Source organism: Streptomyces sp. NBC_01707 (genome assembly GCF_041438805.1).
In the GTDB taxonomy this organism is placed as follows: domain Bacteria; phylum Actinomycetota; class Actinomycetes; order Streptomycetales; family Streptomycetaceae; genus Streptomyces.
In genome coordinates this window covers 2367509-2388581 of record NZ_CP109190.1, presented here as the reverse complement: position 1 = coordinate 2388581, position 21073 = coordinate 2367509, and the positions used below count along the sequence as shown (strand labels likewise).

General features: G+C 70.2%; 16 protein-coding genes. 9 read left to right on the top strand and 7 right to left on the bottom strand.

The features are described from left to right. Positions 1 to 59: 59 nt before the first annotated feature. The 3 genes from OG963_RS10780 (at position 60) to OG963_RS10770 (ending at position 2874) form a co-directional block, all read left to right on the top strand. The gene (locus tag OG963_RS10780) at positions 60 to 1862 is read left to right on the top strand and encodes a CocE/NonD family hydrolase (RefSeq protein ID WP_371798819.1); all 1803 of its coding nucleotides are present in this window, start codon (positions 60 to 62) and stop codon (positions 1860 to 1862) included. Between the two features lie 134 nt (positions 1863 to 1996). After that, on the top strand, positions 1997 to 2236 hold the full coding sequence (locus tag OG963_RS10775) for a lipopolysaccharide assembly protein LapA domain-containing protein (RefSeq protein WP_030916474.1): 240 nt from the start codon (positions 1997 to 1999) through the stop codon (positions 2234 to 2236). A gap of 17 nt (positions 2237 to 2253) precedes the next feature. After that, complete coding sequence (locus OG963_RS10770; protein ID WP_093776067.1) at positions 2254 to 2874, top strand: GNAT family N-acetyltransferase; 621 nt, start codon at positions 2254 to 2256, stop codon at positions 2872 to 2874. Here OG963_RS10770 and OG963_RS10765 read toward each other — a convergent pair. From OG963_RS10765 to OG963_RS10750, 4 genes are all read right to left on the bottom strand, one after another. Continuing rightward, positions 2820 to 3533: a carbon-nitrogen hydrolase family protein gene (locus tag OG963_RS10765; protein WP_093776069.1), complete on the bottom strand. Its 714-nt coding sequence runs from the start codon at positions 3531 to 3533 to the stop codon at positions 2820 to 2822. The two genes, OG963_RS10770 and OG963_RS10765, sit on opposite strands and share 55 nt — an antisense overlap. A 277-nt stretch (positions 3534 to 3810) precedes the next feature. Then, on the bottom strand, positions 3811 to 6033 hold the full coding sequence (locus OG963_RS10760; protein WP_093776071.1) for an NADP-dependent isocitrate dehydrogenase: 2223 nt from the start codon (positions 6031 to 6033) through the stop codon (positions 3811 to 3813). A 97-nt stretch (positions 6034 to 6130) separates the two neighbouring features. Next, positions 6131 to 6334 carry a hypothetical protein gene (locus OG963_RS10755; protein WP_177309261.1) on the bottom strand — a complete coding sequence of 68 codons (204 nt, stop codon included), beginning with the start codon at positions 6332 to 6334 and terminating at the stop codon, positions 6131 to 6133. A 231-nt stretch (positions 6335 to 6565) separates the two neighbouring features. Beyond that, a complete protein-coding gene (locus OG963_RS10750; protein ID WP_030916460.1) occupies positions 6566 to 6874 on the bottom strand; it encodes a hypothetical protein in 309 nt (102 codons plus the stop codon). Between the two features lie 459 nt (positions 6875 to 7333). Here OG963_RS10750 and OG963_RS10745 point away from each other — a divergent pair, with 459 nt between their 5' ends. The 5 genes from OG963_RS10745 to OG963_RS10725 all read left to right on the top strand — a co-directional run bounded on the left by OG963_RS10745 (position 7334) and on the right by OG963_RS10725 (position 13086). Next, a complete protein-coding gene (locus OG963_RS10745; RefSeq protein ID WP_030916458.1) occupies positions 7334 to 7741 on the top strand; it encodes a DUF2795 domain-containing protein in 408 nt (135 codons plus the stop codon). 220 nt (positions 7742 to 7961) lie between these two features. Continuing rightward, positions 7962 to 8288: a hypothetical protein gene (locus OG963_RS10740; protein ID WP_030916455.1), complete on the top strand. Its 327-nt coding sequence runs from the start codon at positions 7962 to 7964 to the stop codon at positions 8286 to 8288. A gap of 34 nt (positions 8289 to 8322) precedes the next feature. Then, positions 8323 to 9159 carry a VOC family protein gene (locus tag OG963_RS10735; protein ID WP_093776073.1) on the top strand — a complete coding sequence of 279 codons (837 nt, stop codon included), beginning with the start codon at positions 8323 to 8325 and terminating at the stop codon, positions 9157 to 9159. A 71-nt stretch (positions 9160 to 9230) separates the two neighbouring features. Further along, the gene (locus tag OG963_RS10730; RefSeq protein ID WP_371798818.1) at positions 9231 to 11684 is read left to right on the top strand and encodes a SpoIIE family protein phosphatase; all 2454 of its coding nucleotides are present in this window, start codon (positions 9231 to 9233) and stop codon (positions 11682 to 11684) included. A 253-nt stretch (positions 11685 to 11937) separates the two neighbouring features. Next, entirely contained in the window at positions 11938 to 13086 is a 1149-nt protein-coding gene (locus tag OG963_RS10725; RefSeq protein ID WP_093776077.1) for a PP2C family protein-serine/threonine phosphatase, read from the top strand. A 157-nt stretch (positions 13087 to 13243) separates the two neighbouring features. Here OG963_RS10725 and OG963_RS10720 read toward each other — a convergent pair whose 3' ends face one another. Beyond that, positions 13244 to 14032, bottom strand: coding sequence for a VOC family protein (locus OG963_RS10720; RefSeq protein ID WP_319739215.1), 789 nt, complete (start codon positions 14030 to 14032; stop codon positions 13244 to 13246). A gap of 486 nt (positions 14033 to 14518) precedes the next feature. Here OG963_RS10720 and OG963_RS10715 point away from each other — a divergent pair, with 486 nt between their 5' ends. Next, on the top strand, positions 14519 to 16606 hold the full coding sequence (locus tag OG963_RS10715) for a SpoIIE family protein phosphatase (RefSeq protein ID WP_256223632.1): 2088 nt from the start codon (positions 14519 to 14521) through the stop codon (positions 16604 to 16606). Between the two features lie 323 nt (positions 16607 to 16929). Here OG963_RS10715 and OG963_RS10710 read toward each other — a convergent pair whose 3' ends face one another. Beyond that, positions 16930 to 19128, bottom strand: coding sequence for a phosphocholine-specific phospholipase C (locus OG963_RS10710; protein ID WP_371798817.1), 2199 nt, complete (start codon positions 19126 to 19128; stop codon positions 16930 to 16932). Between the two features lie 425 nt (positions 19129 to 19553). Then, the gene (locus OG963_RS10705; RefSeq protein WP_371798816.1) at positions 19554 to 20456 is read right to left on the bottom strand and encodes a DUF3626 domain-containing protein; all 903 of its coding nucleotides are present in this window, start codon (positions 20454 to 20456) and stop codon (positions 19554 to 19556) included. Positions 20457 to 21073 lie beyond the last annotated feature (617 nt).

The window sequence follows — 21073 nt, the reverse complement described above, 5'->3', positions numbered from 1 at the left end:
AGCATGAGCGCGCCCCAGTACCTACTGGTCGGTAAGCTGCCGTCGCTGTGGAGGTCTTCGTGTCACGCGCTGTTCGCAGATCCCGGTCCCGTAAGTCCTTCGCCTGCGTGGCCGGGGTGGCGCTCGCCGCACCTCTGGCCCTCACCGGCGCTGCGCACGCCGCCACCACGGCCGCCGCTTCCCACTACAGCGTCACCGCACTGCAGTTCACCGTCACGGCGGGCGGTCGTTCCTGCACGGTCGACGCCGACCTCTACCGCCCGGCCGGGGCCGACGCCGCTCACCCCGCCCCCGCCGTCCTCGCCACCAACGGCTTCGGTGGCAGCAAGTCCGACGGCTCGACCGACGCCATCGGCAAGGCCTTCGCCTCCCGCGGCTATGTCGGACTCGTCTACTCCGGCCTCGGCTTCGGTAAGTCCGGCTGTCTGATCACGCTCGACGACCCGGCGATCGACGGCAGGGCCGCCACCGGACTCGTCGACTTCCTCGCCGGGACCCGCGCCGCCGACGACGGGACGAAGGCCGACTTCGTCACCAAGGACGGCAAGGGCGACCCACGCGTCGGCATGATCGGCGGCTCGTACGGCGGCGCCATCCAGATGGCCACGGCGGCCGTCGACCGCCGCGTGGACGCCCTCGTCCCGCTGATCACCTGGAACGACCTGTCGTACGCGCTCGACCCCAACAACACGGCCACGAGCAAGGGCGTCTCGTCGGACACCCCAGGTGTCTTCAAGTGGCAGTGGACCAACGGCTTCTACCTGATGGGGGAGGGGCAGCCGATCCTCGCTCCCGGCCTCGACCCGTCCCGGTTCGGCGACCTCACCTGTCTGCACTTCTCCCCGCAGGCCTGTGACACGATCCGGCTGCTCAACTCCGGCCGCTACCCGACCGACCGGGCCGGCGCCATGCTCGACTACGCGCGCAGCGTCTCCCCGGTCTCCTACCTCGGCAAGGTCAAGGCACCCACCCTGCTGGTCCAGGGCCAGACCGACAGCCTGTTCAACCTGAACGAGGCAACCGCTACGTACCGGACGCTCAAGTCACAGGGCACCACGGCAAAAATGATCTGGCAGTCCTGGGGCCACAGCGGCGGCCAGGTGCCCGGTGAACTCGACCTGAACGAAGGCAACCTGGAGACCAGTTACGTCGGACAGCGCGTGCTCGCCTGGTTCGACCGCTACCTCCGGCACAGCGGGAGCACCGACACCGGACCCGAGTTCGCCTACTACCGTGACTGGGAGAGCGGCTACGGCACCGCGGCCGCCGTGCCCGCCCTGTCGCAGAAGGTCTACCTCTCCGGCGACGGCAAGCTCGTCGACAGCCGCTCCGAGGTCACCCGGGGCAGCCGCCGGTACGCCAACTGGCCGGTGCCGACGAGTCACTCGGAGAGCTCGCTCGCCGGCATCGTCGGACTGCCCGACCCCGAGCCGTACGACACCCACGGCACCTACCTCGGCTGGACCAGTGCCCCGCTGACCTCCGCCGTCGATGTCGTCGGCGCACCGAGGGCCACCCTGAAGGTCGTCTCGCCGAAGACGGAGCGCGTGCAGAACAGCGGAGACGCCGCCGACAAGCTGGTCCTGTTCGCCAAGGTGTACGACGTGGCGCCGGACGGCTCCAGGACACTGGTGAACCGCCTCGTGTCCCCGGTGCGGGTACCGGACGTCACCCGGAAGTTCACCGTGCAGCTGCCGGGCATCGTGCACCGGTACCGGGCGGGGCACCGGCTCGAGCTCGTGATCGCGTCCAGCGACAGCGCGTACTTCGGCAACCGTGGCATCAAGCCGGTCACGGTCGCCAGCGCCCCGGACGACACGGGGGTGCTGGAGCTGCCCGTGGTCGCCGGCCGGGTGAACTGAAACCGAGACCGGGCGGAGCGACGCGGGCCGGACCGTCACCCGTACGGCTGCTCACCACCGCCCCCGGGCGCCGGATGGAGACATCCTGGTACCGGGGGCGGTGGCGTTCCAGGAACCAGAGAAAGGGCCGGACCATGAGCCCGAAAGACGTGTCGAGCGGCGGCAAGGGTTCCACCGGACCGTTCTCACCGTCCCGCATCGTCGTCCTCGTCATCGCGATCCTGTCGCTCGTCTTCGTCGTCGAGAACACCGGCGAAGTCACCATCCGTCTGTTCATCCCGCTGGTGACGATGCCACTCGCGATCGCGCTGCTGGCGATGTTCGTCGCCGGGATGGTGTGCGGCGGCTATCTCTTCCGCCGCCGGGCGAAGTGAGCACATAGGCTGTCCCGATGTCTCAGAACGCCTACCTGGCCGAGGGCGCGCGCACGGCGATCCGCCCCTTCACCCCTGCGGACGCCGAAGAGTTCACCACCCGGGCCAAGGAGAGCCACGGCATGCACCACCCGTGGCTGTTCCCGCCCGACGACGCGCGCGCCTACGCCGCGTACGCGGGCCGGCTGACGGAGGACGGCACTAAAGCGGGCTTCCTCGTCTGCGAACGCGCGGTCGACGACGGCAACGGGACCGCGGCCGCGAGCGGCGCCATCGCAGGCTTCATCAACATCAACAACATCGTCGGCGGCGCCTTCCGCTGCGGCGCGTTGGGATACGGAGCGTTCGCCCACGCGGCCGGGCGCGGCCTGATGAGCGAGGGGCTCGACCTGGTCGTGCGGTACGCCTTCGGCCCGTTGGGCCTGCATCGCCTGGAAGCGAACATCCAGCCCGCCAACGCGGGCTCGATCGCCCTGGTGCGCAGGGCCGGTTTCCGCCTCGAAGGCTTCTCCCCGGACTTCCTCTTCATCGACGGGGCGTGGCGCGATCACGAGCGGTGGGCGATCACGGCCGAGATGGTGCGTCAGGGCCCGCCGAGGGACGCCGACACGATGGCCCGTGGCTCCGGTCCGGCCTGAACGACCACCGCACCGCCCGGAGCCCAGATTCCGGAGCCGCCCGACGTCCCCGGATAGGTTCCGCTGGCCCCCGCAGAGGTGGACAGGACCACCCAGACACCGTGCGTGGCGGCCCGCTCGCTCATGTGCCCGTCGCGCCGGGCGGCCGATTCGGGACCCGCACCGTAGAGGGTGCTCGCCACATACGCGTCGATGCCCAGGGCGGCGGTGTCGGCGGCATGGTCGGGGACAGCCGCGTCGTAACAGATGGCAAGCCCCAGCCGCACCCCGTCGACAACCAGGACCTCCGGCTTCTCGCCCGGGCCGAAGCGGTCGAACTCCTCGCCGTGCAGCCACATCTTCCGGTAGACGACACGCGCGCCCTCTCCCGTGACGGCGAGCGTGGCGATGTGCTCGCGCCCGTCGGCGTCGCGCACCGGGGCCCCGGCCAGCGCCGTCGCCCCGGTGGCGCGGCACGCGGAGACGATCGGGCCGAGGCGGGCGTCGTCGGGGGAGACGGCCGGGGCGGTGAGGTCGTAGCCGGTCAGCGACAGTTCCGGGAAGACGACCAGCCGAGCCCGGGCTTCGGTGACTGCCGCCGCGTGGGCGGTGGCGTTCGCGGCTACATCGCGGTGGAGACAGGCGGGCTGGGCGACGGCGACGGTCAAGGGTGCGGACACGTGCTGCTCCGGGTCGGTCGGCGGGGCGTCGACAGAGCTGTCGGACGTGCACAGGCCTCTTCATAGGCGCAGGTCACGGGTATGAACAGCGTCGTCCACAGCCTAGACGGAGGTCGGCCGGGAAGCCGAACCGGGACCGGCTCGCCCGCGAACACGCCGACGGACGGTGTCCCCGGCGGATCCGAGCCGGCGCTGTGCCCGGATACGGGTCCGCCCCGGCCGCACGGAAGCGCGGCCGGGGCGGAACGAGTGCCGCAGCAGTCGGATGGCCCGGAGGTCAGCCGAGTGTCGAGATGGCCTCGTTGAACGTCGCCGACGGACGCATGGCGGCCGAAGCCTTGGCGGCGTCGGGGTGGTAGTAGCCACCGATGTCGACCGGCGAGCCCTGCACGGCGATGAGCTCGTCGACGATGGTCCGCTCCTGCTCGGTCAGCGTCTTGGCGAGACCGGCGAACGCCTCAGCGAGCTGCGCGTCGTCCGTCTGCTTCGCCAGCTCCTGGGCCCAGTACATCGCCAGGTAGAAGTGGCTGCCACGGTTGTCGATGCCACCCAGCTTCCGGCTCGGCGACTTGTCCTCGTTGAGGAACGTGCCGGTGGCGCGGTCGAGGGTGTCCGCCAGGACCTGGGCGCGCGCGTTACCCGTGCTGGTGGCCAGGTGCTCGAAGCTGGCGGCCAGGGCGAAGAACTCGCCGAGGCTGTCCCAGCGCAGGTAGTTCTCCTTGACGAGCTGCTGGACGTGCTTCGGGGCGGAGCCGCCGGCGCCCGTCTCGAAGAGGCCACCGCCGGCCATCAGCGGGACGATCGAGAGCATCTTGGCGCTGGTGCCCAGCTCCAGAATCGGGAACAGGTCCGTCAGGTAGTCACGCAGGACGTTGCCGGTGACGGAGATGGTGTCCTCGCCACGGCGGATGCGTTCCAGGGAGAACGCGGTGGCCTCGACCGGCGACATGATCTCGATCTGCAGACCATCGGTGTCGTGGTCGGCGAGGTACGTCTTGACCTTGGCGATCACCTGCGCGTCGTGGGCGCGGCTCTCGTCGAGCCAGAACACGGCCGGGACACCGGTCGCGCGGGCGCGGGTGACCGCGAGCTTGACCCAGTCCTGGATCGGCAGGTCCTTCACCTGGCAGGCACGGAAGATGTCGCCCTGGGAGACCTGCTGCTCCAGCACGGCGTTGCCGGCCTGGTCGACCAGGCGCACCGTGCCCGTGACGGGGATCTCGAAGGTCTTGTCGTGGCTGCCGTACTCCTCGGCCTTCTGCGCCATGAGGCCGACGTTCGAGACCGAGCCCATGGTGGACGGGTCGTACGCACCGTGCGCCCGGCAGTCGTCGATGACGACCTGGTACACGCCGGAGTAGCTGCTGTCCGGGAGGACGGCGAGCGTGTCGGCCTCGTTGCCGTCCGGGCCCCACATGTGGCCGGAGGTGCGGATCATGGCCGGCATGGAGGCGTCGACGATGACGTCGCTCGGGACGTGCAGGTTGGTGATGCCCTTGTCGGAGTCGACCATCGCGAGGGCCGGGCCCTCGGCCAGCTCGGCGTCGAAGGACGCCTTGATCTCGGCGCCGAGGTCCGGCACCGAGTCCAGGCCCTTGAGGATGCCGCCGAGACCGTCGTTCGGGGTCAGGCCTGCGGCGGCCAGCGTCTCGCCGTACTTGGCGAACGTCTTCGGGAAGAAGGCGCGGACCACGTGGCCGAAGATGATCGGGTCGGAGACCTTCATCATGGTGGCCTTGAGGTGCACGGAGAACAGCACGCCCTCCGCCTTGGCCCGGGCGATCTGTGCGGTCAGGAACTCGCGCAGCGGTGCGGCGCGCAGGACGGAGGCGTCCACGATCTCGCCCGCGAGGACCGGTACCGACTCGCGCAGCACGGTGGTGGTGCCGTCGTCGCCCACGAGTTCGATGCGCAGCGTGTCCGGCTCGGAGATCACCACGGACTTCTCGGTGGAGCGGAAGTCGTCGACACCCATCGTCGCGACGTTCGTCTTCGAGTCGGCCGTCCAGGCGCCCATGCGGTGCGGGTGCGCCTTGGCGTAGTTCTTCACGGACGCGGGGGCGCGGCGGTCGGAGTTGCCCTCGCGCAGCACCGGGTTGACGGCGCTGCCCTTGATCTTGTCGTAGCGCGCGCGGACGTCCTTGTCCTCGTCGGTCTGCGGGTCGTCCGGGTAGTCCGGCAGTGCGTAACCCTGCTGCTGCAGCTCGGCGATGGCCGCCTTCATCTGCGGGATCGACGCCGAGACGTTCGGCAGCTTGATGATGTTCGCGCCGGGCGTCTTGGCCAGCGCGCCGAGCTCGGCGAGAGCGTCATCGATGCGCTGGTTCTCGTCGAGGCGCTCGGGGAACGCGGCGATGATCCGTCCCGACAGGGAGATGTCGCGGTTCTCCACGGTGACCCCGGCCGTAGAGGCGTACGCCTCGATCACGGGCAGGAACGAATACGTGGCCAGCGCCGGGGCCTCGTCGGTGTGCGTATAGATGATGGTCGAGTCAGTCACCGGGTGCTCCGCTCCACGTCTGCAACATTGCTTGACATCAAGATATCCCGTGACGCCCGCCCGTTCGACAGGGCCCTGCCCCGACCGGTGGCAGAAATCACCGACGAGGGCTGTCGGCGCGCAGGACCAGTTCGACGCGACCGGGGCAGCGTGCGTCGAACTCCTCCCGCCGCCGTCGGCCGACCCGCTCGCGCCCTTGATCGTGCCGTGCGACCGGGCCGGCGTCGCGCAGCACTGGGGAGTGGTGGCTGAGCGCGGCCTTGCCGACCGGCACTCGAAGCCGCCGCAACTGCGCGTCCACTCCGGGGAGCCGGGGAGCCGGGGAGCCGGGGAGCCCGGGAGCCGGGGAGCCGGGTAGCGATGCCCGTGCCTGCGGCCCGTTGCCTCAGAGGCCCGGGACGAACGGCGGGGGTCCCGCCGCTGCCGGGAGGAAACCGCCGATGCACGCACCACCGTGGCCCGCCACCTCGTGCGGCGGGCGCGGGAACGCGACCGGCGGGTGCACGCTCTGCGATGCAGGGGTTGCAGGCGATCACGTCGTCCGGCTCACGGCCGGGCCCGCGCCCCTGACCTCGGTCCAGTTCGGGGAGTGAGGTCCGGACGACGGGTGCGAGCGGGTCACCTCGGCCGGCCAGCGGGAACCGGAGTCGAGGATCAGGGTCACGCGGCCCCGGAGCAGCAGTGCTTCGCCGCCGGGGGCCGTCAGCCGGGCGGTCCATCGAGGCGTGTCGATGGGGCCGGGGGTGTCGTCGGGGTTCTCATCGAGCGAGACTTCGGCCCACACGCGGACTGTCGAGTCGTCCGACCGCATCACCGTTGCCAGTCCCTCGTACGGGTTCATGGAACCAGTTTCGGCCGACATCCGTAGCGTTGCCCCTCGGGATCGGCCCGCCCGAGCCCGGTACGCCTGCTGCGGCGGTCGAGGCCGGGCGGGATGACGGTCGCGGCTGCGGTGTCCGCAGCCGGACGGGCTCGTTCAGGCGTCCTTGCGCCGGACCGTGGCGTTCCGGCGCAGTTGATCGGTGTGGTGGGTGATCGAGTCGATCCGGTCCGTGGGTCAGGGTGGCCGGCCTCGTCGTCGGTGCGGGCGCCGCGCACGGCCGCGTCGAGCCTCCGGCGCCGCTGCGGTGGCGGGGAAGAAGACCGCGCCCGGATCCGGGTCCCGGAACGCGGGGCGTGAAAGGCATCGAGCCCACAAGATCGCAAGATCGCCATCGACGGACACCCAGAGCACAATGAGATCCAAGGCTGAGCGAGGCCGCGCCCGTGTCAGCGACGGAGGCGTAGGAGGTGCTTGACCATGGAGCGAGGAAGCAGCCAGGTCAGTCCGTGGGTGGACGACGAGAGAAAGCACGCGCTCAAGGACTATCTGAGGTCCGGACACCCCACCCACACGGTGGAGTCGTACGACCCCGAGCCCGCGGCCGACGACGATGTGACGGTGGACGTCGGCGGTCCCGTCCCGCCGCCCGGTGCAGGCAGGGACCGGGCGCGTGCCGAGGCCGAGGCCGGACGGCTCAGGTCCGACCTGGCACGTCATCTGAACCGCAGCGACTTCCCCGCCGACCGCACGTCACTCCTGCGGACCCTGACCGAGGAGCATGTGCCGGACCCACTGCTGGAAGCCGTACGGGACCTGCCCGCGGACGAGCGGTACGGGAACGCCGGGCAGATCGTCCGGGCGCTCGGCTACCGGCCCCGCGTGTGAACGCGCACGGCGGAATGCGCTCGTAGGGCCCGTGCGGCCCTCGGCACCTCTCCGTGCGTGAACACACCGGGACCGGCGACCGGAGTCCGGTGGCGTACGGGGTGTGGTGGGCGTATGGGTGGAGTGCGTGCGACGGCCCCGTGGGGGACGTCGCACGGCGCGATGGAATCGCCACCCGGGCTGCCGCGCGCAGGGTCGGATGCAGGGAAGGAACGATGTGATGCCGGCAGGATCGAGCCGTAAGCGGGAGCGGCAGTACGAGCACATCAAGGAGAGCGCCGAGAAGCGTGGCGCCTCCGAGGAGCGTGCGAAGGAACTCGCCGCACGCACCGTCAACAAGGAGCGGGCCCGCTCGGGAGAGGCGAAAACGGCGAGCAGGACTTCCCTGCGCGATCCGAAATCCGCCTCACAGCGTGGCGGTGAGCGGTCCCATCGCGGAGCGCAGGGACCCACGAAGGACCAGCTCTACGAAGAGGCGAAGAAGAAGCACGTGGAGGGCCGCTCGACCATGAACAAACAGGAGTTGCGCGAGGCGCTCGGCCGCTGACAGCAGATCGTGCGGGGGCGAGGAGACAACGCTGATGACGCCCACAGGGCACGTCATGCCGGTGTGCGGAACACCGTGCTGGGTCAATCTCATGACCCGTAACCTGCACGCCACGCAGGACTTCTACTCGGCCGTTCTGGGATGGGAGTTCCGGCCGGGCAGCCTGGGAACGGGCTTCTCGGTCGCCTCCGCCCACGGGCAGCCGGTGGCCGGGCTGGGTGAGGTGGCGCCCGGCCGGCCGGTGGCCGGGTCGTGGACCCCGTACTTCGCCGTGGCGGACGTGGACGTCACCGCGGCCCGGGTGCGTGAGCGCGGCGGCACCGTCGCCGTCGGCCCGGTGCGATTCGGCCTGGGCCGGGGCGCGGTGGCAGCCGACCGCGACGGGGCCGTCTTCGGCTTCTGGCAAGGCCGCGCCCTTCGCTGGTCGGACGAGCACGGCAACCCGCCGGCCTTTCTCGAGCTACGTACCCGGGACGCCTTCGACGCCGCCATGTTCTACGCCCAGATCTTCGACTGGGCCTCCGGCGACCCCGGCGGTTGCGAGGTCGCCTACGCCTACGAGAACGACACCGTCACCGTGCGGCAGGTCAAGAACACCGTGGCCACCGTGCGCGGCGGCGGCGTCGGGGAATCTCCCGACCCCCGCGTGCGGCCACGCTGGCACGTGCACTTCCGGGTCGACGACGTGGAACCGGCCATCGCCGCCGCACGCGAGGCAGGAGGAACCGCCACCCCTCCGGCTCCGTCCCCGGGCGGCGGGACCGAGTCCGTCATCAGCGACCCCGGCGGAGGTCTCTTCACCGTTTCCACCGGGTCGGTGCCGGCCGGGCCGGTGACCAGGAAGGGCCCCGTCGGACACGGCGGACGATAATCGGGAGGGCGTCGGCGCAGCAGGACTGTCTTGCAAAGGTCTCCGAGGACGACACGGCAAGGACGGGGTGCATGGCACCGGACACACACCACACCGAGGTCGGCAGTCCGTCCGGCAGTCCGTTCGCTGCGACTCGGGCGGCCGCAGCGGTGATGGACGCCTGCGGGGTGCTCGTCGGGTGGAGTGCGGGTGCAGAGGAGCTGCTGGGCTACGAAGCCGCCGAGGTTCTGGGGCGGCCTGCCGCGTCCCTGCTCGCCGCCGCCGGGCGCGCAGCGGTCCTCACGGCAGCCGCCGACATGCGCCACGAGGCGGCACAGGGGTGGCAGGTCGGTGCCGCACTGCGCCGCAAGGACGGGCGGGACCTGGCCGTGGCCCTGCGAGCACACCCGTGGGTGGGCCCCGACGACGCACGGTTCTGGCTGCTGCTGGCCGCCGAGGAGGCCGAGACACGGCGCTGGGAGGAAGACCTCGCGGTACTGTCCGGCCTGTTCAACCAGTCGCCGGTCGGCCTGTTGGTCTCCGACACCGATCTGCGCTGCACCCGGCGCAATCGGGCACTGGAGCGGATGACCGGTGTGCCGATCGGGCAGCGGCTGGGCAAACGGATCGGCGAGGCGCTGCCCGACCTGAACGCCGCCGAGATCGAGGCGACGATGAAACGCGTCCTGGCCACCGGCGAGCCGGTGCTCGACTTCATCCAACGCGGCCTCACTCCGGCCGATCCCGGCCGTGAGCACGTCTGGTCCACCGGGATCTTCCGGCTGCAGGACTCCGAGGGAACGGTGCTCGGACTGTGCCACGCGGTCGTCGACATCACCGATGCCCACCGGGCCAGGGAGCGGATGCAGCTGATCAACGAGGCGAGCATACGTATCGGCACCACCCTGGATGTGGGGCGGACCGCGAAGGAGCTGGCGGAGGTGGCGCTCCACCGGCTGGCGGACAGCGTGACGGTGGATCTGCTGGACTCGGTGCTCCGCGGCGACACGCCCACGCCCGGCCCGGCCGACCAGGGCCTCACATTGCGTCGGGCGGCCCACGAGACCGCTTTCGAGTCGGTGCGGCCACCGAAGGTGTTGGCCGTGGGCGAACTGAGCCGATTCGCTCCGGCCTCGCCGCAGGCCCGGTGCATGGCCGATCTCGAGGCGAAATTCATCGCTTGCCTGGACCTCACTGCGCCCTGGCTGGACGAGGATCCCACTCGAGCTGCGATCATCCGTGCCATCAAGGTCCACTCGCTCATCGCCGTACCCCTGACCGCGCGGAACGTCCTGATGGGCGTGGCCACGTTCTACCGGTGGCGGGATCCCGAGCACTTCGACGACGACGACGTCACCCTGGCCGCCGAACTTGTCTCCCGGGCCGCCCTCTCCATGGACAACGCCCGCCGCTACACGCGCGAACACAACACCGCCCTGGCCCTGCAGCGCAGCCTGCTCCCGCAACGCCTGCCGGTGCTCAACGCGGTGGAGGTCGCAGGCCGCTACCAGCCCGCCGGCTCGGGCACCGATCTGGGCGGTGACTGGTTCGATGTGATCCCGCTGTCCGGGGCCCGGGTCGCCCTGGTGGTGGGGGACGTGCCCGGGCACGGTGTACAGGCCTCCGCCACCATGGGGCGGCTGCGCGCCGCGGTTCACACCCTGGCCGACCTGGACCTGCCGCCCGACGAGCTGCTCACCCACCTCGACGACCTGGTGGCCCGCCTCACCGAGGAGGAAGGCGGGGGCCGCGACGAACCCCACGCCGACGGGCCCGCGATCGGGGCAACCTGTCTGTACGCGGTGTACGACCCCGCCGAGCGGCGCTGCACGCTCGCCAGTGCCGGCCACTATCCGCCCGCTGTGGCGGGCCCCGGCGGCGGCGTCGACTTCCCGGAGGTTCCCGCAGGGCCTCCGCTGGGTCTGGGGGGACTGCCGTTCGAGACGACCGAACTGGACCTTGCCGAGGGCAGCCTGCTCGTCCTGTACACCAACGGGCTGCTCATGGCCCGGGACCAGGACATCGACATCGGCCTGGACTCGCTGCGCCACATCCTGTCCCGGCCGGAGCCCGCGCTCGAGGACGTCTGCGACGAGCTGACCACGGCGCTGCTGCCGTTCCGGCCTCCGGACGATGTCGCGCTGCTGGTCGCCCGTACCCGCGCACTCGGCCCGGACCGCGTGGCCTCCTGGGATCTGCCGCCGGATCCCGCCGTCGTCGTGGACGCGCGGGCAGCGGCCACCCGGCAGCTGGACCTGTGGGGGCTGCAGGAGCTGGCGTACGTCGCCGAACTGGTCGTCAGCGAGCTGGTCACCAACGCCATCCGCTACGGCAAGCCGCCCATCCGGCTACGTCTGATCCACGATCAGAACCTCATCTGCGAAGTGTCCGACGGCAACAGCACGGCCCCGCATCTGCGCCGGGCCCAGAACGACGACGAGGGCGGTCGCGGCCTGTTCCTCGTCGCCCAGCTCACCGACCACTGGGGCACCCGCTACGTGGCACGCGGCAAGATCATCTGGGCCGAGCTGTCCCTTCCTCGATGAGCTGCGGGACTCGGGACGCGGGCGTGCAATCGCTCCGGAGGAAGGACCGCGGACAAGGCGGCGGAGGCCGGAGGCCGAAGGGCTGTCCCGTGATCCCTGACGGGCGCACGACGCGGCGACGGCACCTCGCTGCGTCGTCGGAGCGCGTATACACCTGCTCGACGGCTGCCGCGAGGCCTCTCCCCCCGTCCGGGCAGGTCTTCATGGTGTGCCCAACTCGTCAGCCTCCCTCGGACGGTGCACTGTGGAAGATATGGGAGGTGGGCAGCCCTTTGCCGGTTGGCGGCCATGGCAGTCGAGCCGTGCGTTGCTGGTGATCCCGTTCGCGCTCATCGTGGTGATCACGGTCGTGGACATCCTGGTCCCGGCCGACGTACACCTCGGTCCGCTGCTGGTCATCGCACCCGCGATCACCGCCTCGTTCGCCGGTCCCCGGCTGACCGGAGCGGTCGGGCTCCTCGCCGTGGCGGCCCAGGTGTACATCGGTTGGCACTTCGGCGCGCACTTCTCCCGCAACGTGGTCGTGCAGATCGTCGCGCTGGCGGTGCTCTCGTTTCTGATCGTGTGCTTCTGCGTGGTGCGGGAGCGGCGCGAAAGGAAGCTGGCGCAGGTGCGGTCGGTGGCCGAGGCCGCGCAGCACGTGCTGCTGTGGCCGCTCCCGGACCGGATCGGTCCACTGCGCACCGCCTGCCTGTACCTGGCCGCCGAGGAGGAGGCCGAGATCGGCGGTGACCTGTACGCGGCGACCCGTACCGAAGGCGGTACCCGAGTGATGATCGGGGACGTACGGGGCAAGGGCCTGGCGGCCATCGGAGAGGCCGCACTGCTCCTCGGCGCCTTCCGCGAGGCCGCCCACCAGCACACGTCCCTGCCCGCACTGGCCGACGCCCTGGATCAGAGCGTGGACCGCTACCAGGCAGAATTCTCCGAGCCGGAGGGGGAGGTCGGGGAACGTTTCGTCACCGCCCTGCTGCTGGAGATCTCCGACGACGACCACATCACCAGGATGACCAGCTGCGGGCACCCCCCGCCCCTGCTGCTCAGCCCCGGCCACTCCGTGACCGTCCCGAGCCTGCACCCCGCGCCTCCGCTGGGGCTCGGCCTGATGAGACCGGCCCACACCCTTGACGTGTTCACCTTCCAGGACGGCGACACCCTCGTCCTGTACACCGACGGCGTCGTCGAGGCCCGTGACCGGGCCGGTGAGTTCTATCCGTTCGCACAACGCGCGGCACAGTGGACCGAGTGCAACCCCAAGGCGCTCCTGCACCACATCCGGCGTGATCTCCTCGCTCACGCCGGCGGACGCCTCGGTGACGACGCCGCCCTCATTGCGATCCACCTACCACCCGCCCACCACCGGGACCGCACCCACGGAAAGCTCATCCACGCCGACGACTGACGCCTCGGCTCCGTAACCGAACCACGGGACGTGCGCGGCGAGCCACGACCGGAGCAGCAGTGGTGCGGATCCTGCCGCTCGGCGTCATTCGCAGTCGGTCCGCGGCCGACGAGCGGCCGCGGACCGGAGCAGGGAGGGGGCGGTGGTTCCCCGGCGCTCAGGTGATCGTGGGCATCTCACCCTTCGTCGTCTTGAGATCGATCACGGAAAAGGCCGCGCCCTGCGGGTCGGAGACGGCCGCGAATCGGCCGAACGGGCTGTCGTGCGGGCCGAAGTGCACCTGGCCGCCGTGCTTGGTGACGGTGGCGATAGCGTCGTCGCAGCTGTCGACGGCGAAGTAGAGGTTGAGGTACGGAGGGACCTCGGCCGGCCAGTCCTTCGTCATCTTCATCCGGCCGAGCACGGTGTCGTCATCGAGGTCGTACAGCTTGAAGTCGATGGCGTCGTCCTGCATGGCCCTCACGCGGTAACCGAAGACAGCGGGGAAGAAACCGTCGGCCTTCTCGACCTCGCGTGTGGTGACCTCGGCCCAGCAGAACGCGCCGGGCTCGTCCTGCTTCTCGAAGCCCTCGTGCGTGCCCGCCTGCCAGACGCCGAACACGACGCCGCTCGGGTCCTTGGCCATCAGCATCCTGCCGAACTCACCGACGGACATGGGCTCCATCATCAACTCGCCGCCATTGTCACGGATCTTGGCGGCGGCGGCGTCGACGTCCGGCGAGGCGAGATAGATGCTCCAGGCCGGCGGGCCTTCCCAGCCGGGCATCTGGGGGGAGAGGGCGGCGACATTCCTGCCGCCCGAGTACGCCTGCGTGTAGTTGCCGTACTCCTCCGACGACTCGCCGAAGGTCCAGCCCAGCAGTTCACCGTAGAAGCTCTTGGCGGCCTCCAGGTCGGGAAACATCGCGTCGGCCCAACAGGGCGCGCCTTCAGGTTTTGCGGCCATGGTCTGACTGCCTCCTGGTCGAGGGACATGACTGGTGTCTGGCCGGCCACGCTATTCGTTGTCCGTGCACCCTGACCGGCAAAGAATTCGAACATATGGTCAATTCTTTTGTGGCGGGCGGGCGCGGTGTCGTGGCCGCCTCGGCCGCGACGGTGATGTGCCACCGATGGCGATCAGGAGGGCTGCATCCCGGTCCTCCGTAAGGGCTGTCCGGTGAGAGTCGCCGTGCCGGTGGCGGGCGCCTTCGTGTCGGTCGGGGCGCCTTCGGTGGAACCCGCGGGGCCACCGCGCAGCCGCCGGACGGAGGGTGCATCGACCAGGCCCGGTCCGGCAGCCCCGTATGCACGGATGTGTGTTCGATCGATCCGGGGGACCATGGAAGCTGAAGCAATCGGGGAACAGGGGGACAGGCCGCAGGCACGTGGTCGGGCCACGGACCGGGGCGTGACAGGGTCCACGCGGCCGGCCGGCGGAAGGAGTGCCCGGGTGAGCGAGGCCGAAGAGGGCGTGGCCGACGCCGGTCGTCCGGAGGCGCCGTCGTCGCAGCCGAGCGGGTTGGTGGACCTGCTCGGTCTCGCCGCGCTGCTGCTGGACGGCGACGGGCGGATCGTCCTGTGGAGCCCGCAGGCCGAGAAGGTGTTCGGCTATGCCGCTGATGAGGTGCTCGGGCGGTACGCGATGCAGGTGCTCGTCCATGAACAGCACCGGGAACTGATGATCAAGCTGTTCGCCCACGTCATGGAGTCCGGTGAGAGCTGGGCCGGAGCCTTCCCCATCCGGCACAAGGACGGCGGCGCCCGTCTGGTGGAGTTCCGTAACACGAGGCTGCTGGACGACCGGGGCGACTTCTACGCCCTCGGGATCGCCACCGACGAGTCGACGTTGCGTGAGGTGGAGCGGGACGTCGCATTGTCCACCCGGCTGATCTCCCAGTCCCCCATGGGGCTGGCGATACTCGACACCGACCTGAGGTACGTGTCCGTCAACCCTGCCCTGGAGCGGATACACGGCATACCCGCGGACGACCACCTCGGCCGGGACTACCGCGACATCATGACCGCTGCGAAGTTCGAGGTGGTCGAGGCCGCGATGTGGCAGGTCCTGGAGACCGGGATCCCCATGGTCGAGCGGTCCACCATTGTCGGCCGCAGCCCCGCCGACCCGGAGCACGAGCATGCCTGGTCGATCTCGTTGTACCGGCTGGAGGACCCCCAGGGGCGGGTTCTCGGGGTGGCCGAACTGGTGGTGGATGTCACCGACCGGCATCAGGCGGCCATGGAGGCCGCCAAGGCCCGGGGGCGTCTGGCCCTGATAGCCGACAGCTCAGTGCGCATCGGCACCACCTTGGAGGTGGGAAAGACCGCCCGGGAGCTGGCCGAGGTCGCCGTTCCCGAGCTGGCCGACGTGGTCGCGGTCGACCTCCTGGACTCCGTCCTGGAGGACTGTCACGTAGCAGTGCGCGACGGCCCCGCGCTCTTTCGCGCCCTCGCGGTCAAAGCCGCATACCCGACCGAAGCCGCTGAGGCCGCCGACCCACCCGGCCACCTGGCCGCTTACGGTCCCGGCCGAGTGGCCACCGAATGCGTACGCACCGGCCGCCCGATCCTGATCACCCGGGCGGATGACGACGACCTGGCGCGCATCGCCCGCGACGACCGCGCCGCCGCCCTGCTGGCCCGCGCCGGCGTGCACTCCTACGTCGCGGTCCCGCTCACCGCTCGCGGCCAGATCCTCGGCTTCCTGGGTCTCACCCGTGCGCGCAACCCGCTGCCCTTCGACGAGGACGACCTCGCCCTCGCCGGTGAGCTGGCCTCTCGTACCGCCATGTGCATCGACAACGCCTGCTCGCACCAGAGGGTGCGCAACGCCGCCGAGACCTTGCAGCGCAGCCTCCTTCCGGAACACCCGCCCCGCCTGCCCGGCCTGGAGGTCGCCTCCCGGTACCGGCCCGCACAGGCCGCATTCGAGGTCGGCGGCGACTGGTACGACGTCCTGCCGCTCGAGGGCGACAGGACCGCGCTCGTTGTGGGCGACGTCATGGGCAGCGGCATCGGCGCCGCCGCCACCATGGGCCGTCTGCGTGCCGCCACCAGTGCCTTCGCCGACCTCGACCTCGACCCGGCCGAGGTTCTCCAGCACCTGGACAAGATCACCTCGGGACTGGGGCACCCCATCGCCACCTGCGTGTACGCCGTGTACGACCCACACCGCGTCGCGTGCCACATCGCCACCGCCGGCCACCTTCCCCCCGTCCTCGTGCGCAGCGGCAGGCATCCGGAACTGCTCGACCTGCCGACCGGCATCCCGTTGGGAGTGGGCGGTGTCCCCTTCGAGACCACCACCTTCGACCTCGACCCCGGCGACCAGCTGGTCCTGTACACGGACGGACTGGTCGAAACGCGCCACGACCCGATCGACAAACGCCTCAAGGCTCTCCTCCGCGTGCTGGACGCGCCCGAACGTCCTTTGGAGAAGACCTGCGACCGGCTCCTTCAGGAGCTACGGCGTCCCGACGGCCCCGATGACGTCGCCCTGCTCATCGCCCGGACGCAGCCCTTCGGGCCCACAGCGTGAAACGTGCGCCCACCGGCCGTCGGAGCTGCAGGGAGGGAGCCTCGAAGCGTCGGAGCGATGCCTTGAGGGCCGACCTGTTGGCCGCAAGGACCACACGACTCCGGCGGGCGACCGCGCGGCCGCGGCCGACGCTCGGCGTGGGGGTGGTGTCCGGCCCCGCCGGACACCACCCCCGTTGCCACTCGGCCCGGCTCGGGCAGCTCGGTCACGACGTCGATCTCCACCAGGACGTCGTGGGGATCTGAGTCCCCGTGGTGCGCGTCGGTTGCGCTGCGAGCTGCCCGGGTGCCGTAGGCGGTGTCGCTGCGACGCCCGGGCCGGCATCAGTTGGCGGCTACGACACCCTCCGCCTGCTGGATGTGGGCTGCCATGGCCGGGTCGCTGATGCCGTCCTTGCCGGTTTCCACGCGGCCGGCGAAGCGGCGCTCGAGCGACGAGCCGTCCACGGTGACGGTGAAGTCGTACCAGTGACCGCTCGGGTTCAGCGACCAGCGCCGCTCGACTTCCTTGTGGGACGGCACATGGATCGTCCGGGGCTCGGTGAAGCGGTAGGCGTGGGGCTCGACGTGCAGGGTGACCGCCTTCGGCCCGGGATTGTGCACGGTGAGGATGACGGACTTGCCGTGGCGGTCGTACCGGACCCGGAGCTCCGGGTCGGCCTTCGAAGCCGTACTCCCGGTGAAGGAACGGAAGAAGCCGCCCGGACCGTGGACCTCGAGGTCGTACGCGCCCGAGTCCGTCGCCGAGGCGTCCCACACGTCGGCGAGCCGCTTCCCGGCCTCGACGGTGTAGCGCCGCGGGATCCGGTCGAGATGGAGCCTGTCGTACGCGTGGAAGACGGCACCCTTGTGACCGGAGTTGAGGAACCGGAGGGTGACCGTGCCCGCGCCGTGGTCGGTGGAGGCGTCGGTGTGGAGTTCGTACGGCAGCGCGCGGGAGTAGCGCGTCCCGCGCTCCTGGAACAGCGGTTCCGGTGCCGTCGGCGCCTTCGGCGACGGCAGGGTTCGCTGGTGGGCGTCGGAGGTGGCCCAGTCGCTCTGGTCGGGGAGTTCCGGGAACCGCTGCCTGTTCGGGTGCTTGAAGTCGAACGCGGAGGTGAGGTCACCGGAGACGGCGCGGTGCCACGGGCTGATGGCGTCGATCTGGACGCCGAAGCGCTGCTCGAGGAACATGCCGACGGAGGTGTGATCGAACACCTCGGAGTCGACCCAGCCGCCCCGGCTCCACGGGGAGACGACGTAGAGCGGCACGCGCGGGCCCATGCCCCACGGGCGGGTCGTCCCGGTGACCGTGTCGTCGGCCTTGAGCCACGACGACGGCTCGCCGGAAGCGTCGAAGTACTCGCCGTCCACCGGGACCGTCGACTTGCCGGCGAGGCTGCCGTCGAGGTTGTACGACGGGACTGCCGGTGCGGGGACGTGGTCGAAGAGGCCGTCGTTCTCGTCGAAGGTGAGCAGGAAGACGGTCTTGCTCCACACCTCCGGGTTGGCGGTCAGCGCGTCGAGCACGTCTGCGGTGAAGTTGCCGCCGTGCGTCGGACTGGAACCCGCCCCGGGGTGCTCGGAGTTGGAGGCTGTCGTCAGCACCCAGGAGACCTGCGGCAGGGTGCCGTCGAGCACGTCCTGGCGGAGCCGGTCCAGGAAGTCGGGGCCACCGGTCATGCCGTGCTCGTACACCGGCGTGCCCGGCTGGGCGTTGCGGAAGCTCTCGAACGCCAGGCAGCCGTTCATCGCGCCGGTCCAGTTGTCGTTCATGTCCTGGTAGATGTGCCAGCTGATGCCGGCGCGCTCCAGCACATCCGGGATGGTGTCCCAGGCGAACGCGTTGCTCGCGTACTTGTAGGTCTGCGGCCACGCGTCCGGCACCCACTTGCCGGTGATCCAGCACCGGAGGTTGTTGGGCTCGGACTGGTCGGGGCCGGAGTTGACGCCCTGGCGGCCGAGTTCGGGGTTGAAGTTGGAACCCGACCAGAAGGTGATGCGGTTGGGGTCGGTTCCGGTGGTGATGGAGCAGTGGTAGGAGTCGCAAATGGTGAACGCCTCGGCGAGGGCGAACTGGAAGGGGATGTCGTCGCGCCGGTAGTAACCCATGGAGTACTCGGTCTTGTACTTCGGCCACTGGCCGAGCTTGCCCTGGTTCCACGCGGCCTGGGCGTCGGCGAAGGAGTGCGGCGTCGAGGGGATGAGCAGGGCGCTGGAGCGCTCGGGGTCGAGGTGGTACGGCGGGATCTCCCGCGCGCCATCGGACTGGTACCAGACCGGCTTGCCGCTCTCGAGCGGGATCGGGAACCGGTCACCGAAGCCGCGCACACCACGCATCGTGCCGAAGTAGTGGTTGAAGCCGCGGTTCTCCTGCATCAGGATCACGACGTGCTCGACGTCCTTGACGGTTCCCGTGCGGACGGCCGCGTCGACGGCGAGGGCCCGGCTGATGGATCCGGGGAGCACGGACGCGGCGGTCGCCGCCCCCAGAGTCGTGGCCGACCGGCGGAGAAAGTCGCGTCTACTGGTTGGTGAGGGCATGACACGTTCCTTCGCTCAGTGGAGGGGCTGCACCCGGACAGGGACCGTCGCCGGAAACACTTCGGCCTCCGGGGTCGGGTGTTTCTCGTGTGGTGACGGCTGCAGCCAGCACAGGCTAGGAAGGCATGATGAACCCGGACCGACCGTGCGGAAGATCGGCATGAACAGCGCCGAACACGGCGCCGGGCTCGCGGCGGTGGGGGTGTTGGGCCCAGCAGGGGGGATTTCACACCGGGCATGAGGTCGAGTGCTCGGCGGCCGGAGGCATGGGCGGCGTCGGCATCGCCTGTCCTGCGGTCTCGTCGAACTCGGCATCCTCACCGAGGTCGACGCCGGCCCCGGGCCGGCCGCCCGCCTACGGCCGCGTAGCCGTGCTCGGTCCGACGGCCGGGGAGAGCTGCCGGTGCCGCTCGGGCACCAGCCGGTCAGTGAAGGCCATGGAACGTGACCTTCTCTGCCTGCACCCGGCTCACCGCCTCGCCGCTCGGCCGCGGCGGCGCCCCGAAGCGCGCGAGATAGTGCCACACCTTCTTGACGGCCTGCGGGTCATGGCGGCCGGTACCGGCGGCATCGCCGACAATGCGCGGATCGAGCCTCCCACCGTCGGCGATCCGCGCGCCCAAGGCGACGTACTCCTGGCCCCGGTAGGCGGGATACCGGCGTAGCTCCTCGACCGTGAGCCGGAATCCGGGGTGCCATTCCACCGGGCACGGAAGACATCGGGCGGCATCCTCGACGGCCGTGCCCCGATAGCAAGGATCCAGAACCAGCGCCTCGATATCGCGATCCAGCCGGACCGGCCCGTGTATCTGCGCCTCGATGTAGTCGTCGAGATCGTCTCGGTCATCGGCCAGGGCGAGTTCGATCAGGCCCATGCAATCCGCCGTACCGAAGTCCGAGGGCTCCAGGAAGCTGTCCGGGTAGCAGAACGTGGTCCGCGCCAGCGCCGCGGCAGTGAGCCGGAAATGCGCGGAACCGAAGCGCGGCGCCGCGCCGACCGGCTTGCGGCGGAAGTTCAGCGCGCCGTAGACGGGCCGCTCGTGAGCAGCCGCGTTGTCGTAAGCGCCATCGAAGATCCGGCTTTCCCACCGCCACCGGTCGCCGCCCGGGTGGGCGGTCGGTCCACCATTGCTCGTCCCGGTGACGAACTGCGAGAGATAGACGCCGCCCTCTGCCAGGGCCTCCAGGATCGGCTTGCCCTGTGCCGGACGGTCCGGATGGAAGTTGAGGGTCACCCGCAACCTCGGTTCCAGGGGCGGCCCGGAGGACAGCGCGGCCACATGCCCAAGGGCCCGTCCCTGCGCAGTCCGGGGGGCGTCGGAGCTCATTGCCGCAGTGTCCCCCGAGCCGATCCCCCCGCGCACGCGGGTTTCCACACGCCCCGCCCGCGCAGCACACGCCGATGATCGCAAGCGAGACGACCTCTGAAGACCAGCGGTGCGGGGACCCCGTCTCCCTACCTGCCTGGCCTGTCCGTCCGGGATACGCGGATGCGGCCTGAGCCACGAGGCGTTGACCTGCGGAGGAATCATCGATCGCCGTTGTTCGCGCCTGTTGGTGTCAGCTGCCGATGTCAGGAACCGGGGCGCTCGACGAGTTCGGGTTACTGGCACGCCGGATCATCTGCACAACGTGCACCGCCTGCTCCGGGTAGGCCCATAGACGTACGAGCCCCGCGGACGATTCACACTCGATCACCAGCGGTCTGGTCGGGAGCCACAACATTTCACGGAATGTCGTTTGGCGTGCGCGGATGTAGCGCAGATCTGTGGGGAGTTCACGCAGCCGTGTCCACGACCGGCGAGGCTTCCATCGGAACTCGCCTCCTGCTCGTCCCCGGCCGGGGCTGTATCGGCGCCCCTCGTACGGCAGATTGGCCCCGACCTGGAAGAAGACCACTTCCCCGGCTTCGGTCTGAACGGCTTTTCGCCGCGCTCGCCGTGCC

What these genes read in the sequence shown, in the direction of transcription:
- OG963_RS10745 (WP_030916458.1), top strand. Translation starts at nt 7,334, where the DNA reads ATGGAGCGAGGAAGCAGCCAGGTCAGTCCGTGGGTGGACGACGAGAGA.
- OG963_RS10720 (WP_319739215.1), bottom strand. Translation starts at nt 14,032, where the DNA reads ATGGCCGCAAAACCTGAAGGCGCGCCCTGTTGGGCCGACGCGATGTTT.
- OG963_RS10725 (WP_093776077.1), top strand. Translation starts at nt 11,938, where the DNA reads ATGGGAGGTGGGCAGCCCTTTGCCGGTTGGCGGCCATGGCAGTCGAGC.
- OG963_RS10730 (WP_371798818.1), top strand. Translation starts at nt 9,231, where the DNA reads ATGGCACCGGACACACACCACACCGAGGTCGGCAGTCCGTCCGGCAGT.
- OG963_RS10705 (WP_371798816.1), bottom strand. Translation starts at nt 20,456, where the DNA reads ATGAGCTCCGACGCCCCCCGGACTGCGCAGGGACGGGCCCTTGGGCAT.
- OG963_RS10770 (WP_093776067.1), top strand. Translation starts at nt 2,254, where the DNA reads ATGTCTCAGAACGCCTACCTGGCCGAGGGCGCGCGCACGGCGATCCGC.
- OG963_RS10775 (WP_030916474.1), top strand. Translation starts at nt 1,997, where the DNA reads ATGAGCCCGAAAGACGTGTCGAGCGGCGGCAAGGGTTCCACCGGACCG.
- OG963_RS10750 (WP_030916460.1), bottom strand. Translation starts at nt 6,874, where the DNA reads ATGAACCCGTACGAGGGACTGGCAACGGTGATGCGGTCGGACGACTCG.
- OG963_RS10710 (WP_371798817.1), bottom strand. Translation starts at nt 19,128, where the DNA reads ATGCCCTCACCAACCAGTAGACGCGACTTTCTCCGCCGGTCGGCCACG.
- OG963_RS10740 (WP_030916455.1), top strand. Translation starts at nt 7,962, where the DNA reads ATGCCGGCAGGATCGAGCCGTAAGCGGGAGCGGCAGTACGAGCACATC.
- OG963_RS10735 (WP_093776073.1), top strand. Translation starts at nt 8,323, where the DNA reads ATGACGCCCACAGGGCACGTCATGCCGGTGTGCGGAACACCGTGCTGG.